The 16,339-nt window shown below is 51.4% G+C and carries 13 protein-coding genes and 1 other RNA gene; all 14 read left to right on the top strand.

The window, feature by feature from the left end; translation table 11 throughout:
- Positions 1 to 149: 149 nt before the first annotated feature.
- The 14 genes from zwf to murC all read left to right on the top strand — a co-directional run bounded on the left by zwf (position 150) and on the right by murC (position 16,329).
- Positions 150 to 1,622 carry a glucose-6-phosphate dehydrogenase gene (gene zwf, locus ACSYSY_RS03330; RefSeq protein ID WP_491707892.1) on the top strand — a complete coding sequence of 491 codons (1,473 nt, stop codon included), beginning with the start codon at positions 150 to 152 and terminating at the stop codon, positions 1,620 to 1,622.
- An 88-nt stretch (positions 1,623 to 1,710) separates the two neighbouring features.
- Positions 1,711 to 2,169, top strand: a complete 459-nt coding sequence (locus ACSYSY_RS03325) for a hypothetical protein (protein WP_491707891.1) — start codon at positions 1,711 to 1,713, stop codon at positions 2,167 to 2,169.
- Positions 2,170 to 2,222: 53 nt separating this feature from the next.
- Positions 2,223 to 2,616, top strand: an RNA gene (gene rnpB / locus ACSYSY_RS03320) — RNase P RNA component class A.
- A gap of 332 nt (positions 2,617 to 2,948) precedes the next feature.
- Positions 2,949 to 3,437: a division/cell wall cluster transcriptional repressor MraZ gene (gene mraZ, locus ACSYSY_RS03315; RefSeq protein WP_491707890.1), complete on the top strand. Its 489-nt coding sequence runs from the start codon at positions 2,949 to 2,951 to the stop codon at positions 3,435 to 3,437.
- Positions 3,430 to 4,368, top strand: a complete 939-nt coding sequence (rsmH, locus tag ACSYSY_RS03310) for a 16S rRNA (cytosine(1402)-N(4))-methyltransferase RsmH (protein ID WP_491707889.1) — start codon at positions 3,430 to 3,432, stop codon at positions 4,366 to 4,368. Before mraZ ends, rsmH begins: the two co-directional genes overlap by 8 nt.
- Complete coding sequence (gene ftsL / locus ACSYSY_RS03305; RefSeq protein WP_491707888.1) at positions 4,365 to 5,168, top strand: cell division protein FtsL; 804 nt, start codon at positions 4,365 to 4,367, stop codon at positions 5,166 to 5,168. The genes rsmH and ftsL overlap by 4 nt, the downstream gene beginning before the upstream one ends.
- 117 nt (positions 5,169 to 5,285) lie before the next feature.
- Positions 5,286 to 7,190 carry a peptidoglycan D,D-transpeptidase FtsI family protein gene (locus ACSYSY_RS03300; protein ID WP_491708206.1) on the top strand — a complete coding sequence of 635 codons (1,905 nt, stop codon included), beginning with the start codon at positions 5,286 to 5,288 and terminating at the stop codon, positions 7,188 to 7,190.
- Positions 7,191 to 7,225: 35 nt separating this feature from the next.
- Positions 7,226 to 8,716: a UDP-N-acetylmuramoyl-L-alanyl-D-glutamate--2,6-diaminopimelate ligase gene (locus ACSYSY_RS03295; RefSeq protein ID WP_491707887.1), complete on the top strand. Its 1,491-nt coding sequence runs from the start codon at positions 7,226 to 7,228 to the stop codon at positions 8,714 to 8,716.
- Positions 8,713 to 10,119 carry a UDP-N-acetylmuramoyl-tripeptide--D-alanyl-D-alanine ligase gene (locus tag ACSYSY_RS03290; RefSeq protein WP_491707886.1) on the top strand — a complete coding sequence of 469 codons (1,407 nt, stop codon included), beginning with the start codon at positions 8,713 to 8,715 and terminating at the stop codon, positions 10,117 to 10,119. Before ACSYSY_RS03295 ends, ACSYSY_RS03290 begins: the two co-directional genes overlap by 4 nt.
- Positions 10,120 to 10,134: 15 nt before the next feature.
- Complete coding sequence (gene mraY, locus ACSYSY_RS03285) at positions 10,135 to 11,226, top strand: phospho-N-acetylmuramoyl-pentapeptide-transferase (RefSeq protein ID WP_491707885.1); 1,092 nt, start codon at positions 10,135 to 10,137, stop codon at positions 11,224 to 11,226.
- The gene (murD, locus tag ACSYSY_RS03280; RefSeq protein WP_491707884.1) at positions 11,223 to 12,551 is read left to right on the top strand and encodes a UDP-N-acetylmuramoyl-L-alanine--D-glutamate ligase; all 1,329 of its coding nucleotides are present in this window, start codon (positions 11,223 to 11,225) and stop codon (positions 12,549 to 12,551) included. The genes mraY and murD overlap by 4 nt, the downstream gene beginning before the upstream one ends.
- Before the next feature lie 9 nt (positions 12,552 to 12,560).
- The gene (locus ACSYSY_RS03275; RefSeq protein ID WP_491707883.1) at positions 12,561 to 13,769 is read left to right on the top strand and encodes an FtsW/RodA/SpoVE family cell cycle protein; all 1,209 of its coding nucleotides are present in this window, start codon (positions 12,561 to 12,563) and stop codon (positions 13,767 to 13,769) included.
- Position 13,770: 1 nt separating this feature from the next.
- Positions 13,771 to 14,877 (top strand): undecaprenyldiphospho-muramoylpentapeptide beta-N-acetylglucosaminyltransferase, encoded by a 1,107-nt coding sequence (murG, locus tag ACSYSY_RS03270; RefSeq protein ID WP_491707882.1) that lies wholly within the window; start codon positions 13,771 to 13,773, stop codon positions 14,875 to 14,877.
- A gap of 45 nt (positions 14,878 to 14,922) precedes the next feature.
- Positions 14,923 to 16,329: a UDP-N-acetylmuramate--L-alanine ligase gene (gene murC, locus ACSYSY_RS03265; protein ID WP_491707881.1), complete on the top strand. Its 1,407-nt coding sequence runs from the start codon at positions 14,923 to 14,925 to the stop codon at positions 16,327 to 16,329.
- Positions 16,330 to 16,339: the final 10 nt, after the last annotated feature.

Below are 16,339 nucleotides of genomic sequence, written 5' to 3'. Positions count from 1 at the left end.
GCTCTTTCTGGCGGCCAACCGCCCTCTTCCTCCTCTTGACAGATACTGACCTCAGGCCGTTCTAAATGGGACAGCGACAGATATTCTGAAATGCATTTTTATCATTATAAGCGCGGCCTGCGCTCAAACAGGAAAGGCGATTATTCATTATGACCGGTTCCCAGCAGACTGTTCCTTTTGATTATATCATTTTCGGCGCAACGGGCGACCTCACAATGCGCAAGTTGCTCCCCAGTCTTTATAACCAGCTTCGCCTGGGCCATATTCCCAAAGGTGCCCGCATTATCGGCACAGCTCGTTCCGTTTATACACGCGAAGAATTTCAGGAACTGGCCCATCAGGCGCTTGAACGCTTCGTCCCTGATGCCAATAGAAGCGAAACCATTATCAAACATTTCCTGGACATGCTGGATTATGTTCAGCTGGACGGCACCAAAAGTGATAGTAACTGGTCCGAATTAAGCGAGAAACTTGCCCAGTCACCCTCAGGGCAAGTGAGGGTGTTTTATTATTCCACCGCTCCCCAGCTCTTCGGCTCCATCAGCGAGAATCTTGCCAAACAGGGTATGATCACACCCCAGTCCCGTGTTGTTCTGGAAAAACCCATTGGGACAGACAGCCTTTCTGCCAGAAAAATCAATGACAGTGTCAGTCATTATTTCAAAGAGCACCAGATTTATCGTATTGACCATTATCTTGGCAAAGAAACGGTGCAGAACATCACCGCATTGCGTTTTGCCAATCCATTTCTCAATGCTGTCTGGTCCCACGAATATATCCAGTCAATCCAGATTACCGCCGCTGAAACAGTGGGTGTGGAAGGCCGCGCCGAGTATTACGACAAGTCTGGCGCCCTGCGTGACATGATCCAGAACCATCTGCTTCAGATCCTCAGCCTTTGCGCCATGGAAGAGCCGGAAGCCCTGGATGCTGACGCCGTCAGAGATGCAAAAGTTGCAGTCCTCAAAGCACTACGTCCCATTACAGGGGATGCTGTAAAAACGGAAACTCTCCGCGCCCAGTACACCAAAGGCGGGATCGGCGATCAGCCTGTCTCAGGTTATCTTGATGAACTTGGCAAACCCAGCAATACTGAAACGTACGCAGCCTTGCGTGCCTACGTCGATACCCCGCGTTGGAAGAATGTTCCTTTCTATATCCGCACCCTGAAACGTTCTAAATTCAAAATCAGCGAAGTGGTCGTTACGTTTAAAAAAGCGCATCAAGGGCTTTTCGGGCACCTCCCTCACCCAAACAAGCTCGTTATCCGCATTCAGCCAAATGAAGGGATTGATCTTACCATCAATGCCAAAAACCCCTCCTCACCCGGCTTTACGTTCCAACAGCTTGACCTGAGCAGCGCTTTCGCCACAACGGATGGATCGCTCATTCCTGACTCCTATGAGCGGTTAATGCTTGATGTCGTGCGAGAAAACCCGACGCTCTTTATCCGCCGGGATGAAGTTGAAGCCGCATGGGCATGGGTTGAACCAACACTGAAGGCCTGGGCTGAAAACAAGGTTCCTATGGAACATTACGTTGCCGGAACACGCGGCCCGACGGCTGCAAAGGCATTTATCCACGAAACGGGTGATTTCTGGCACGAAAATATGAAGAATTAATGAGTTATTTTCTTTCTTCTGTTTTCATATTATTTCAGAAGGGAGGCAGACAAACTGCCTCCCTTTTTGCATTCGGATGGATTTTCCTTTGACACAAGAACCCGCTGCCAAACGCCCCGGCCTTGCCTCACTTTATAAAAAACGCTCTATCAAACAACATGTCATAAGACGGCTGATCATCATGATCCCGCTGATCCTGATCATGTTTTTTATGGCTAAAAATGGCACTTTGGATGCGATATATGACCAGTTCACGTTTAAAAAGACCAGCTGGTTCGATAATAGCGCCCTCGTCGAACATCTGCGCACAGTGATACGCCAGAAAAAACTTTCCACCCTCCCGCGCAGATGCCTTGTTTTTGTCATTAACGGGGATATCACCAATAACGAACCGACAATTAATGTCCTGGGACGCCATGGGAATGGCTGCCCTGGCGAAAGCGCTTCAGCGGAAAATCTTTTCAATATCAAGGTAAACCGTCTTGCAGGCTATATTGCGACAGATGCCGGAACACCGGGAACATTCCGCCCGCTTGCCACAAAATAATTCACCTTTTCCGCTCTTGACCTGATAGCGTAAGGCAGGCACTCTCCGCCACGCCAGATGGTCGGGTGATCGCCGGAGTTATAATACTCTGGAGGAAAGTCCGGGCTCCACAGAAAAACGGTGCCGGCTAACAGCCGGCGAGGGTGACCTTAGGGAAAGTGCCACAGAAACGAGACTGCCTGCCGGCTTTTCAGTTTCTGGAAAGTGCAGGTAAAGATGAAACGGTGCGGTAAGAGCGCACCGCGCCTCTGGTAACAGAGGCGGTCATGGTAAACCCCACCGGGAGCAAAACCGAATAGGGACGGCTGACAAACTTTGTCAGAGGATTCTGCCTCGCCGTCCGGGTTGGTTGCGTGAGACAGATTGCAAAATCTGTCCTAGATGAATGATCACCTCCCTTGCTTCACAGCAAGGGGACAGAACCCGGCTTACAGACCATCTGGCATCTATTCTTCCTAACTACTTAATAAATCACGTTTTTCTCACATTATTCCCGGAAATTAAAAAAAAGGCCGCCCTTTTACCTGACATCACAGGTAATTAATCATTTTTTAATAAATAAAGTCCTATTTCCCTAAGCTTTTTCCGTATTTTGAAAATAAGCGCGGAATTCTGCGCATTTTTTTTCATAAAATTTTTGACGCCCATGTTTACCCATGTTATCCCAATACGTGCAGGACGCTCCCATAAGAACATTATTCCTATGAGGAATCCTGAAATTTCAGGTTTCACAATAACGATGGGTCGTTATCAGATCAGGAAAGGGGGCAGTGGGCGCAATGAGCATGTTTTTAGGCACTCATTGTAACCGTTTTGACGCCAAAGGACGCGTCTCCATTCCTGCATCCTTTAGAATCGCCTTAAAAGAACAGGCTCATCCGGGAGACGCTCTGGTCATCCTGCGCCCTTCTCATCTGCACCCCTGCATCGAAGGCTGGACGGCAGATGGCTTTGCCTCGCTCGCTGCCCCTCTGGAGGAATATGATCCTCTCTCAGAAGAGCATGAGGATCTGGCAGCCAGTCTGTATGCCGATGCCTACCCTCTTGATAGCGATAAGGAAGGCCGTATCATTCTGCCCGATATTCTCAAAGCCCATGCTGGTCTCGATAAGGAAGTCACCTTTATGGGGTTGGGGAAAATTTTCCAGATATGGACGCCTGAAGCCGCTCTTGAACGCCGCTTGCAGGCACGCCAGAAAGCCAAGGCATTAAGTGCTTTGAAATCTGCCTCTCACCTGCCCTCCTCCAAGGAGGAACGTCATGACTGAAGGCCATTTCCCTGTCATGTTGCCTGAAGTCCTTCAGGCGCTGAATGTTAAAGAAAATGGCCGCTATCTGGACGGTACATTCGGAGGGGGCGGCTATAGCCGGGCTATTCTGGCAACCCCGGGTGTCACACTCCATGCCATTGATCGTGATCCGGCTGCCATCAAACGGGGACAGTCTCTTCTCAAAGATTTTCCCGGTGAGTTACGTCTCCATCACGGCACGTTCGGCTCCATGGACACGCTCCTTTCGCACGAAGCCCCTTTTGACGGGATTGTGCTTGATCTGGGCGTATCATCTTATCAGCTTGATGAGGCGGAAAGAGGCTTTTCCTTCCGTTTCGATGCCGATCTTGATATGCGCATGAGCGCACATGGCCGCTCGGCTGCTGATTTTGTTAATCAGGAAAGTGAGCAGACACTCGCCGACATCCTCTATCATTACGGAGAGGAAAGAAAAGCACGTTCCATTGCACGTGCTATTGTCAAAGCACGCACAGAGGCGCCCATCACGACCACGTTCGCCCTGGCGAATATTATTCGTAGTTGCGTCCCCCGCGAACGGCCCGGCTTTGATCCCGCGACACGAAGCTTTCAGGCCTTGAGAATTGCGGTCAATGACGAATTGGGTGAAATAGAACGAGCGCTCGAAGTGGCGCCACAAATGCTGGCCCCTGGCGGCGTATTCGTTGTCGTGACGTTCCATTCACTTGAGGACCGGCTGGTAAAACGCTCAATGGCGCGTTTGAGCGGCCGGTTGGAACAGAATTCCCGTTATCTTCCTGCCAGGGCTACAGCCGCACAGGAAGAATTTTCCCTCCTTTACACACGTGCACTTCATCCCCGGGACGAAGAAATCCGTCAAAATCCCCGTTCAAGAAGTGCGCATCTGAGAGCGCTACGCCGTCTTGGTAATGCTGGAGTCTTAGCATGATTAGACCCGTGACTTTTCTTTTTGCCCTTATGGCTGCTCTTTCAGGGCTGTTTCTTTACACAAAGAAACACGATACGCTCCTTCTTGACCAGAAGATCACGCAAATTGTTCATGACACCCGTAAAGTGCAGGAACAAACAGTTATGCTTCGTACTGAATGGGCCCTTCTTAACCAGCCGGACAGGCTGACGGCCCTTTCTGAACGCTTCCTTCCTGAACTGGAAACCGTGGACCCCCACCAGTTTGTTAAATTGGACAAGCTTGCCTCAGTCTTGCCTGCTGTGACACATCAGACTGTACAGCAGCCTATGCTGGTCCAGAATACGCCTCAGCAGATTATCGCTTTGCCTGAGACAGCCCCTCATCCCAATGAAAGTAAGGCTCCCACGCGCACAGTTGAAATTACAAAGCCTGTTCATAATACAGCGCCTGTGATCACAGCCTCCAACACGCATAATAATGTCCGGGCAACCAATATTACAAAAGTGGCTGCCCGTCCTTCTGCGCATAAAATATCCACACTGGATCAGACCATCGCGATGCTGACCCAGCATAACAGAGAGAAAAAAGCGCAGGAACACAATTTCCCTGCTCACAGGACAGCCCGGGCGGACATGAAAAGAAATGAACATAAAGCGGCTGATTTCGAGGATATGGCTTCATCCAACAAAATTGAAGCAGCTTCCTGGTCCGGCTCTCAGGAGAAATCCTCCCGCAGAAATGCTGTGATTAAAACACCCATGAAATCCGCTTCCAGCCTGCAGGCGCCCTTACCCCCTCCTGTTCCTTTGACAGACTGATTTTCCTAGCCCCTTTCCTTTTTATCAAGTGACAGCTTACGCGCGCTTTCGGCTGAAACGACATACATGGCAGAGCCTCCCCTTCCCCCGCATTCTCCTGATCCCTCTTCTGACAGAATGGATAAAGAAGATCGTTCAGAAAACCGCCTGGGAAGACGCCGGAACGAAAAGGAAAAAGGTAAGAAGAAATCTGCTCCTAAAGAGAAAAAACCAAAAATCAAACCAACGCCGGAAGAACGGCGTCAGGGGCGGCTGGTCTATGTCGGGCTTGGATTTCTCATACTTTTTGGAGCGGTGAGCTTTAAGGCTATTTTAGCCACAGTGCTGGCTCCGGTCGCCCCTTTGCCAAACCAGATCGCAACCGCACTGCCTGAAATCCCCAAGCCGGACCCTAAAGCGTTAATGAGTGGTGGTTTTACACTGCCCAATGTCAAGCGGGCCACTATTACTGACCGTAACGGGCAACCTCTGGCCCTGTCTCTACCTATGGTGCAGGTCTATGCCAACCCGCGGGAAATTATTGACCCGGAAGATGTGGTCGCAAAATTAAGTGCGATTTTACCTGATCTTGATAAAGACCTGATTTTAAAACGCCTCCATCAGAACAGGCAGTTTGTTTATCTCTCGCGCGATATTACCCCCACTCAGGAACTCGCGATCAATAATCTCGGAATTCCGGGGCTTTATTTTGAAAATAGCGAGAAACGCCGCTACCCGTTGGGCAATATTGCAGCCCACGTTCTGGGCAGTGTTGATATTGATGACCACGGCATTGCCGGTGTTGAACGTTATTTCGATAAAAGGTTGATGAGCGATCCGGCTCCCCTGAAATTATCAATTGATACACGGGTGCAGGCAGCGATCAGAGAAGAGCTCTTTAATGCCAAAGAGCATTTCAGTGCGATCGGGGCCAGTGCCATTTTAATGGACGTCCGTACAGGCGAAATCCTCGCCATGGTCAGTCTTCCCGATTTTGATGCCAATGATTTTGCCCATGTCCCCGCGGATGCCCGTTTTAATCGGGCTGTCACAGGCATGTATGAGCCAGGTTCCACGTTCAAACTACAAACAGCAGCCATGGCTCTCCAGCTTGGTGTGGCTCATATCTGGGATCGTTTTTCCACAATTCCCATTCATGTCGGGCGCTTCAAGATCTCTGATCTGAAATCAGACCATTTTGCCCCCTGGCTCCCGCTAACCTCTGTCATGGCCTACTCCTCCAATCCGGCTTCAGCGCATATTGCCCTTGACGTAGGCGCCAAAAGGCAAAGAGAGTGGCTCAAACAGATGGGCTTTCTTGACCGTGTTCCTGTTGAGCTCCCAGAAGTCGGGCGCCCTATTGCGCCCTCGCAACGCAACTGGGGGCTGACAACGGTTATGACAGTCGGCTTCGGTCATGGTGTGGCTGAATCCCCTCTCGCCATCGTAAGAGGCACGGCAGCTGCGGGGAATGGAGGTTTTTTGATTACCCCTACCCTTATCGCCCAACCTCATGATGAAAATGCCACCATAACACCAAAAGGCACACGCATCCTCTCGGAAGAAAATGCGGATATATTGCGCCGGATATTGCGCCTTGACGTGACAAAAGGCACAGGACGCAATTCCGAAAGTCCCGGTTATTTTGTCGGAGGCAAAACCGGAACGGCCGAAAAAGTCGGTGCTCACGGGGGCTATCTGAAGCACGTCAATATTACAGCCTTTACCGGGGTGTTTCCCATGAATGACCCCCATTATGCCCTGTACATCATGTTAGACGCTCCCAAACCGACCGCTGAAACGCATGGCTGGACAACAGCGGGCTGGATTGCTGCCCCCACATTTTCAAAAATCGTGACTCGCACAGCCCCTATGCTCGGCCTGTTCCCGCCCCCTCCTGAGCAGATGGAGAAAATTGAACAGGACCTGGCTATCTCGCTGACGCCCCCCGTTCCAAAAGGGGTCAGACCTTTAGGGCCCGGCAATGACCCCGGTGCTCCTCCCCCACGCAAACCAAAATCTTCCCGTTCGAAAGGTCATTAACACTTTTTCCTCACTTATTTCTGTCAGGCTTCATCATGCTTTTATCCTCGCTGCTCCATCATTCCGGTCTCACACTGAACGTCCCGCACGATGTGACGATTTCCTCCATTACGGCTGACAGCCGGTCTGTCCAGCCAGGCAGTCTCTTTGTTGCCCTTAAAGGAAGCCAGCAGGATGGTGCCGCCTATATTTCCATGGCCATTTTTAAAGGGGCCAGTGCTATTGTCCGGCAGAAAGACTCTCATTGTCCTGATATTATTCAGCATCAGGAAGATGGTCGGACGGTCCCAATGCTTGCTGTTGAAAACCCTGCCCATTTTCTCGCACTTGCCGCTATGGTGCTTGCAGGGGGTCCGCCTTCCTTCATTACCGCTGTTACAGGGACAAACGGTAAAAGCAGCACGGTCGATTTTGTCAGACAGATCTGGCAGAAACGAAATATTCCTGCAGCCAGTATCGGCACTCTCGGGCTGATTACCGATGTTTCCCTTCCCCCTCTGCCCCCTCTGACAACGCCTGACCCTGTCAGTCTGGCAAAGGCGCTGGCAGGACTGAAACAGGCTGGAATCGATCACGTTGCTCTGGAGGCTTCCTCTCACGGTCTGGTGCAGTCCCGCCTGGACGGACTGACCATCAAGGCGGCTGGTTTTTCAAATCTGACGCGCGATCACCTGGATTATCATGGCACAATAGAGGCCTATAGAGAGGCCAAGCTCCATCTGTTCAGAACATTACTTATAGAAGGCGGGATTGCCGCCTTTAATGCGGATATGGACCCGGAAACCGTCTCTGCCCTGCACGCCATCGCCAGAGAACGTCATCTTGAAATTCGCGATATTGGCCGGAATGCCCATCTTCTGAGCATCACAAATGTTACACCAACGACAACAGGGCAGATCATCGAGCTCACATTTGCAGGGAAAAACCTTTCCCCTCTGACAATTCCTCTTGCCGGCGCCTTTCAGGTGGAAAATGCCCTTATGGCAGCCGCCCTTTGCTGGAAAGACCATCACGACACTATTGAGACACTCTCCCTGCTTTCAGGGCTTAAAAATGTTCCCGGGCGTTGCGAACTTGTAGCGACCCTGCCCAATAATGCTTCTGCCTATATTGATTATGCCCATACGCCAGATGCGCTGGAACATATTCTCCTCAGCCTCCGTGCCCATACAAAGGGGAAACTCACCCTTGTTTTCGGTGCCGGTGGCAATCGGGATAAAGGCAAGCGCCCTCTTATGGGACAAATCGCTGAACGCCTGGCTGATCGGGTTATTATTACCGATGATAATCCACGCCATGAGGACCCCGCTCTTATCCGCCAGGAAATCAGAAACACCTGCCCCAGGGCGCAGGAAATTCCGTCCCGGTCCGACGCAATTTCAGAGGGCCTCCGCTCACTCGGTGATGGCGATATCCTGATTGTTGCCGGAAAAGGGCATGAAAAGGGACAGATTATCGGAGATGAGATTCATCCTTTTGATGACCGCACCATCACACGCACTCTTGCAAAAGAACTTTGCTCATGAACGGCTCTCTTCCCCTCTGGTCCAGCTCTGAACTCCGCTCCGCCACGGGGGGCACGCTCGTTGCCGAAGTGAGTATCAGGGACATTTCCATTGATACCCGCACCCTTCAGAAAGGGAACCTCTTTATTGCCCTGATCGGGCATAATTCTGACGGTCATCGTTTTATCAGGCAGGCGCTGGACCAGGGGGCCGCAGCTGTCATGGTTCACGACAGGCAGGCCCTGATTGAACAGGATCTGCAAAATGACCCGCGTATTCTGCTGGTCACAGATACCATGAAAGCTCTTGAAGCACTGGGACAGTTTGCCCGGAAACGTTTCAGGGGCAAAGCCATTGCTATCAGTGGCAGTGTCGGCAAAACCACGACAAAAGAAATGGTGCGCCATGCGTTGGCGCCTCATGGCAAGGTTCATGCCTCGGTCGCTTCCTTTAATAACCACTGGGGCGTCCCCCTGACATTGGCACGTTTGCCGCGTGATGCGGATTTCTGCATCAGTGAAATCGGGATGAATCACGTTGGTGAAATCGCCCCACTGGCCGCACAGGTCCAACCTGACTGCGCAATTATCACCACAATAGGCACGGCTCATCTTGGCCTTATGGGAAGCCGGGAAGCCATTGCCCATGAAAAAGCGTCTCTTTTCGCAAGCCTTACACATCCCGGTTCCATCGCTATCATGCCCGATGATACGGGTTACGAAACTCTGGTAAGGAGCTATCTCCCTTCTTCCGCAGATTTATGGCTGGCAGGTTTTTCAGACGCGGCCATGATCCATATTGAAGACCCAATTCTTTCTGAAGCAGGGAGCCACTTCAGACTTCGGATCAACAAGACCGTTCTTTCAGTGCAGCTTTCCCTGCCTGGCCTTCACCATATTCGCAATGCCTCACTTACCCTGGGATGTGTTGCCGCTCTTGGCTATGCTCTGGCGCCATCAGCCCAGGCGCTTCACTCATTCCTTCCAGATAAGGGACGTGGTGCAACCTATTCTCTGGGACAGGACATCACCATCATTGATGAAAGCTATAATGCCTCCCCCGAAAGCATCAGGGCGTCCCTTAAGACTCTTTCACTCAAACCAACCGGCCGCCGCCTTGTGGCTTTGGGAGATATGCTTGAACTGGGAGAATTTTCACAGCGTGAGCATGAGGCCCTGGCACAAGCTGTCATTGACAGCAAGGCTCTTTGTTTCTGCTGCGGTCCCTATATGAAAGCCCTGTTTGACGCTCTGCCCCCAGAACTGCAAGGAGGTTATGGCGAAAATTCTGGCGCATTGATTCCGCTTATGGCTCCATTAGTGCGCCCTGGTGATGTGATTCTCGTAAAGGGAAGTCTGGGCAGCCAGATGAAAAAACTGATAGTGGGTCTTGAAACGACACTCGGCCCTGTCGACAAAACCTGAACTGAGTCCGATTCTATGCTTTATAATCTCATTGCTGCCCACAATCTGCACCATGGTGGTTTTTTCAACCTCTTCCATTACATCACCTTCCGGGCCGGCTGCGCCTGTTTGACGGCTTTAATCTTTACCCTCTGCCTTGGGCGCCCTTTTATTGCCCATCTCAAACGCATCCAGCGTGATGGGCAACCCATCAGAGCTGTTGGACCAGAACGCCATATTCTTGAAAAAGCCGGAACACCGACAATGGGAGGCATGCTGATCCTCTCCGGTCTGACACTTTCGACCCTTTTATGGGCGGACCTTCATAATGGATTTGTCTGGGCAGTTCTTCTGACGACACTGGCCTTTGGTGCCGTTGGTTTTGTTGATGATTACGAAAAACTGGCCCGTCATAACTCAACAGGGTTAAGTAAAAAGACGCGTCTGGGCTGCGAGTTTCTAGCCTCTCTCATTGCCGGGATCTGGCTTCAGTCCCTCACGCCACCCGAAATACGTAATGCGGTCGCCTTCCCATTCGCTAAATCGCTGATTCTCCCCTTGGGCTATGCTTTCCCTCTCTTTGCCATGATTACCATCAGCGGGTTTGGCAATGCCGTTAATCTTACTGATGGGTTGGATGGCCTGGCGACTGTCCCTGTTATTATTGCAGCCCTGGTTTTCGCCCTGATTGCCTATATGGTGGGTAACCACGTTTTCGCGGATTATCTGCAACTCCACTATATCCCCGGCACGGGGGAGCTCAGTGTCTTCTGCGCGGCATTGATCGGGGCCGCTTTAGGATTTTTATGGTTCAACGCCCCCCCCGCAGAAGTCTTTATGGGCGATACAGGCTCCCTCGCTCTGGGAGGAGCGCTGGGAAGCATCTCTGTCGCTGTCAAACATGAACTGGTTCTGTGCATCGTAGGCGGGCTATTTGTTGCAGAGACATTATCGGTCATTATTCAGGTTTTCTGGTTCAAAAGAACAGGCAGACGTGTTTTTCTTATGGCACCTCTTCATCATCATTTTGAGAAAAAGGGCTGGCAAGAACCGAAAATTGTCGTACGCTTCTGGATCATAGCCTTTGTACTGGGACTCTGTGGTTTGGCAACGTTGAAATTAAGATGACGCATCTTCCTCCCCACTCCTTTCCTCCAAAACTGTTTGAAGGAAAACAATTTGCTGTCTGTGGTCTCGGCCGTAATGGGAGCGCGGTTGTTCGCGCACTTCTGGCCATGGGGGCCAAAGTGCAGGCATGGGATGACCGGTCTCCCGTGCTTGAGGAGGCACCCGGGCTGACCCTTGCTCCTATTACTGATTTACGGGGTTTTGAGGCTTTAATCCTTTCTCCCGGGATTCCTCATCTTCTTCCACACCCCCATCCAACGGCCATTCTAGCACGCTCGCAATCTGTCCCCATCCTCTCTGACGCTGAACTGCTCTGGCGCGCCGTGCGGAAAGCCGGGTCCCGCGCGCAATTTATTTCAGTGACCGGAACAAACGGTAAATCCACAACAACAGCCCTGCTCACTCATATCTTTGAAGAAGCCAAGATTCCTGTCGCCGCTGGTGGCAATCTGGGAACAGCAGCGCTGGCTCTCCCTTTACTGGGCGATAACGGCATCTACGTTATTGAAATGTCGTCTTACATGCTGGAGCGCCTGGACCAGTTTCATGCCCATTGCGCTATCTGGTTGAACATGACGCCAGACCACCTTGAGCGCCATGGTTCCATGAACGGCTATATCGAAGCCAAAGCACACGTCTTTGATAATATGAACGAGCAGGATCTCGCCTTATTAGGTGAAAATGCCGCGTGGGTTAAAGCTGTTATTCCCCAGCTTGAGCACCAGAATGTGCCTTTCATGATTCTGTCCGTGGAACGGGCCTATTCCTCTTATGATGCCCCCAGCCTCCCGGGCCTCCATAACGCACAGAATATTGTTGCCTCCTGCACAACCGCCCGGTTTTTCGGCGTTTCTGATGGCATTATTTCTACGGCGATCAGAAGTTTTCCTGGCCTCGATCATCGTCTCCAGACTGTTGCCATCATTGATAATATCCGTTTCGTCAATGACAGCAAGGCAACCAATGCCGAAGCGACGTCCCACGCCCTGAAAGCTTATGACAAAGTCATATGGATTGCCGGAGGCATTGCAAAAGCCGGCGGCATTGAAAGCCTGGTGCCCCTTTTCCCTCATATCGCTCATGCCTGCCTGATCGGGCAGGATGGTGATATGTTTGCCCGGACGCTGGAAGAACACGGTGTTAGTTATACCGCTTGCGGAACTCTGGACGTTGCTGTTTCAGAAGCTTTCAAAACTGCCAAAGCAACCGGGATCGACACCATATTGCTTTCTCCAGCCTGCGCGAGCTTCGATCAGTTCAAGAGCTTTGAAGAACGTGGTGAGCGATTTACTCAATACGTTCACGCACTTGCAGCGACTTTCTGAGGTCACGCCATGTCATCATTAAGCCGCACAGACACATCCTTTTATGCCCGCTGGTGGCGTAATATCGACCATGTGACCCTGACATGTGTCGGAATCTTGATGGCTCTCGGGTATATATTGATGCTGGCGGCAAGCCCAGCGGTGGCCCACCGTATCGGGGCTTCACGCAATATGTTTATTCTCAAGCAGGTTGTGTTTCTGGCGATTGCAGGGCTCGTTCTTTTACTGACGTCCTCATTAACGCCGCGTGCCATTCGCCGCCTGGCGATCATTGGTGGTCTGGTCGCGCTGGGGGCCACGTTCATGACGCTTGTCCATGGAATGGAAATCAAGGGTGCCAGACGCTGGATTTCCCTGCCGGTCATGTCGGTGCAGCCATCGGAATTTCTGAAACCTTTTTTTGCTGTTGTAACGGGCTGGCTGCTCAATCTGCGTAATACGCTCAGATTTCCAAACGGTTTCAGGTTCCCAGGCAGGCTGGCGGCTTTTCTGGTATTTCTGGTCATCGCGGTTTTATTGCAGGCCCAACCTGACATCGGCATGTTATCAGTCATTACAGCTGTTTTTGCGATACAGCTTTTTATTGATGGCCTGCCGATCATCTTCTTTATCGGTCTTGTCGGGGCCATGCTGGCGGCATTCGGGGTTGCCTTTGTAAAATTTGCCCACGTCCGGTCACGTGTCGAACGCTTTTTGCACCCCGACGTGGGAGACCATTACCAGATTGATACGTCTCTCCGGGCATTCGGCAATGGCGGGCTGTTAGGAAAAGGTCCGGGAGAAGGCCATGTTAAGGACCTCCTGCCGGACGCTCATGCGGATTTTATTTTTGCTGTCGCCGGAGAGGAATATGGCCTGCTTCTCTGCCTGTTTATCATCGCTGTTTATGTCGTTATTGTCTTAAGGACATTATTACGCCTCACCCGTGATAAGAATCCCTATATTGTTCTTTCAACCAGTGGCCTTGTGACAGGCTTTGGCCTTCAGGCCTTCATTAATATGGGCTCGACCCTCCACCTCATCCCCACAAAGGGAATGACGCTGCCACTGATTTCATATGGGGGAAGTTCCGCCATCTCTATTGCGCTGACATTGGGAATGGTCTTAGCCCTGACACGGCACCGGGTTGACCCGGGGCTCTTTGCACCACCATCAGTGGCAACACCCGTCTCTTCGGTCTCATTAAGGCTTGAATCCTCCAGTTCAAAAGGTCGCTAGCATGAAAGCTCCCATCATCATTGCTGCCGGTGGCACAGGCGGCCACTTCTTTCCTGCTGAAGCATTGGCAAGCTGCCTTCTGCAAAGAGGGCATGACCTCGTCCTGATGACTGATGGACGCAACACACACCGCGAGATCGGCGCTTTTGCGTCCTCTCCCCAATATGTGTTGCCTGGTTCCGGTGTGGCGGGCAAATCACTGAAACATAAATTACAGGGCGTCTTTTCCCTCTTAAAAGGAACCATGACGGCCCGTTATCTTATCAAAAAAATAAAACCTGCTGCCATTATCGGTTTTGGTGGTTATCCCTCTGTGCCACCATTGCTGGGAGGGAGCCTATTTTCTACAAAAAAACGCCCTGTTATCGTTATTCATGAAGGCAATGCCATTTTAGGAAAAGCCAACGCGTTGCTGGCCCGCTTTGCAACAGCGATCGCCACATCCTATGCAACGGTTGCCCGTCTGCCTGCCGGGGCGACTGTCAGCTTAACGGGTATGCCTGTTCGCGCTGACATTGAAGCTCTGGCGGCAAAATCCTATCTCCCTCCCGAGTGCGATGGAGACAGTCCTTTGGAGCTTCTTATATGGGGGGGCTCCCTTGGAGCACAGATTTTCAGCCAGATCGTGCCGGAAGCACTGATCACCTTACCTGCTCCCATCAGAAAACGCCTTCATATTACCCAACAACTCAAGGAAGAGCTGATTCCTGACCTGCAAAACCGTTACAAGGAAGCAGGAATTAAAGCTGACCTGCTTCCTTTTATTAAAGATGTCGCCCCTGTGCTGGAAAAAGCACATCTGGTCATCGGGCGTGCAGGTGGTTCCTCTGTCGCTGAGCTTACGATGGCGGGAAAACCGGCCATCATGGTCCCCCTCCCCATTGCCGCCTCTGATGAACAGGGCGCAAATGCCATGGCGCTTGAACAAGCAGGTGCTGGCTGGATGATTCGCCAGAAAGACTTCACAATCGACGCTCTGAGAAGCAAACTTACAGAGCTTTTCAGCGACCCTGCACAGCTTGCCCGAGCGGCTCAGGCTTCTGCCGGGCTCCGTCACCAACATGCCGCAGAAAAACTGGCGGATCTGATTGAAAAACAGATTTCCTGATTTTTTCTTTTCGTCCTTTATTAATTTTTTCCTGGAGATGACCCTATGCGTGCCCTGCCTCTCAATATTGGAACACTTCATTTTGTTGGTATTGGTGGTATCGGCATGTCCGGTATTGCCGAAGTGTTGCATATGCTTGGCTATAAGGTGCAGGGGTCAGATATCAGTGAAAATAGTAACGTCCTGCGCCTGCGCAAAATCGGTATTCCGGTCTATATCGGTCATGACGCCAATAATCTGAATGATGCACAGGTTGTTGTTATTTCCACTGCTGTCAAAAGAGATAATCCTGAGGTCCTGGCGGCCCGGGCTCGCCTGATCCCGGTAGTGCGGCGGGCAGAAATGCTTGCTGAGCTCATGCGCCTGCGTTGGGCGATTGCGATTGGCGGCACACATGGCAAGACGACCACAACCAGCCTTGTCGCCTGCGTTCTGGAGCAGGCCTCGCTTGATCCAACCGTTATTAATGGCGGTATTATTGAGGCTTACGGCACCAATACGCGGATGGGGTCAGGAGACTGGATGGTTGTCGAGGCTGATGAAAGTGATGGTTCCTTCCTCCGCCTGCCTTCTGTTATCGCTGTTGTCACCAACATGGATCCCGAGCATCTCGACCATTGGGGTACAGATGAAGCGATGGAAGCGGGCTATCGGCAATTTGTCTCCAATATTCCTTTTTACGGTTTTGCCGTGCTCTGTGTTGACCACCCCCGCGTGCAACAGATGATTCCCCAGCTTTCTGATCATCGTGTGGTGACCTATGGTTTCAGCCCACAGGCCGATATACGCGCAGAAAATATTATTATGGGCCCACAGGGCGCACGTTTTGACGTTATCATCGCCAATCGTGCCCAGAACAGTACCCGCAAGGCTGGACCTTTCACTCTGCCCATGTTTGGCAACCACAATATTCTCAACGCCCTCGCCGCAATTGCTGTCGCCAGTGAAATGGAAATTTCAGACACGGTCATTGCCGAGGCACTGGCCGGCTTCAGAGGGGTTAAAAGACGCTTTACACGCACCGGCACGTGGAATGGCGTAACGATCATCGATGATTATGGTCATCATCCCGTCGAGATTGCAGCCGTTCTGAAAGCGGCCCGTCAGGCTGGTGCCGGTCAGGTTATTGCCGTTGTGCAGCCCCATCGTTATTCAAGGGTCAAAGACCTGTTTAACGAATTCTGCGGCTGTATGAATGATGCTGATATTGTCATCGTGAGCGATATTTATGCTGCCGGAGAAGATCCCATTGAAGGGATCACGAAAGAAACCCTGGTACAGGGACTGCGCGATCATGGACATCGCAATGTAATCAGCCTTACATCTCCTGATGATCTTCCTTCTCTCATCAAGAAAAATGCTCACCCAGGTGATTATGTTATTTGTCTTGGAGCCGGAAATATTACACAATGGGCTCAACAGCTCCCACAGAAACTTTCTGAAACTCTTTAAAACCTCCAAT

This window comes from Aristophania sp. ESL1100 (assembly GCF_058511235.1).
Note: the sequence above shows the minus strand (reverse complement) of the source record. Positions and strands in the feature narration are given on the sequence as shown.

Bases quoted from the DNA above. Each gene is read 5' to 3' on its own strand.
- zwf (WP_491707892.1), top strand. From the start codon at position 150: ATGACCGGTTCCCAGCAGACTGTTCCTTTTGATTATATCATTTTCGGC.
- mraZ (WP_491707890.1), top strand. From the start codon at position 2,949: ATGAGCATGTTTTTAGGCACTCATTGTAACCGTTTTGACGCCAAAGGA.
- rsmH (WP_491707889.1), top strand. From the start codon at position 3,430: ATGACTGAAGGCCATTTCCCTGTCATGTTGCCTGAAGTCCTTCAGGCG.
- ftsL (WP_491707888.1), top strand. From the start codon at position 4,365: ATGATTAGACCCGTGACTTTTCTTTTTGCCCTTATGGCTGCTCTTTCA.
- ACSYSY_RS03300 (WP_491708206.1), top strand. From the start codon at position 5,286: ATGGATAAAGAAGATCGTTCAGAAAACCGCCTGGGAAGACGCCGGAAC.
- ACSYSY_RS03295 (WP_491707887.1), top strand. From the start codon at position 7,226: ATGCTTTTATCCTCGCTGCTCCATCATTCCGGTCTCACACTGAACGTC.
- ACSYSY_RS03290 (WP_491707886.1), top strand. From the start codon at position 8,713: ATGAACGGCTCTCTTCCCCTCTGGTCCAGCTCTGAACTCCGCTCCGCC.
- mraY (WP_491707885.1), top strand. From the start codon at position 10,135: ATGCTTTATAATCTCATTGCTGCCCACAATCTGCACCATGGTGGTTTT.
- murD (WP_491707884.1), top strand. From the start codon at position 11,223: ATGACGCATCTTCCTCCCCACTCCTTTCCTCCAAAACTGTTTGAAGGA.
- ACSYSY_RS03275 (WP_491707883.1), top strand. From the start codon at position 12,561: ATGTCATCATTAAGCCGCACAGACACATCCTTTTATGCCCGCTGGTGG.
- murG (WP_491707882.1), top strand. From the start codon at position 13,771: ATGAAAGCTCCCATCATCATTGCTGCCGGTGGCACAGGCGGCCACTTC.
- murC (WP_491707881.1), top strand. From the start codon at position 14,923: ATGCGTGCCCTGCCTCTCAATATTGGAACACTTCATTTTGTTGGTATT.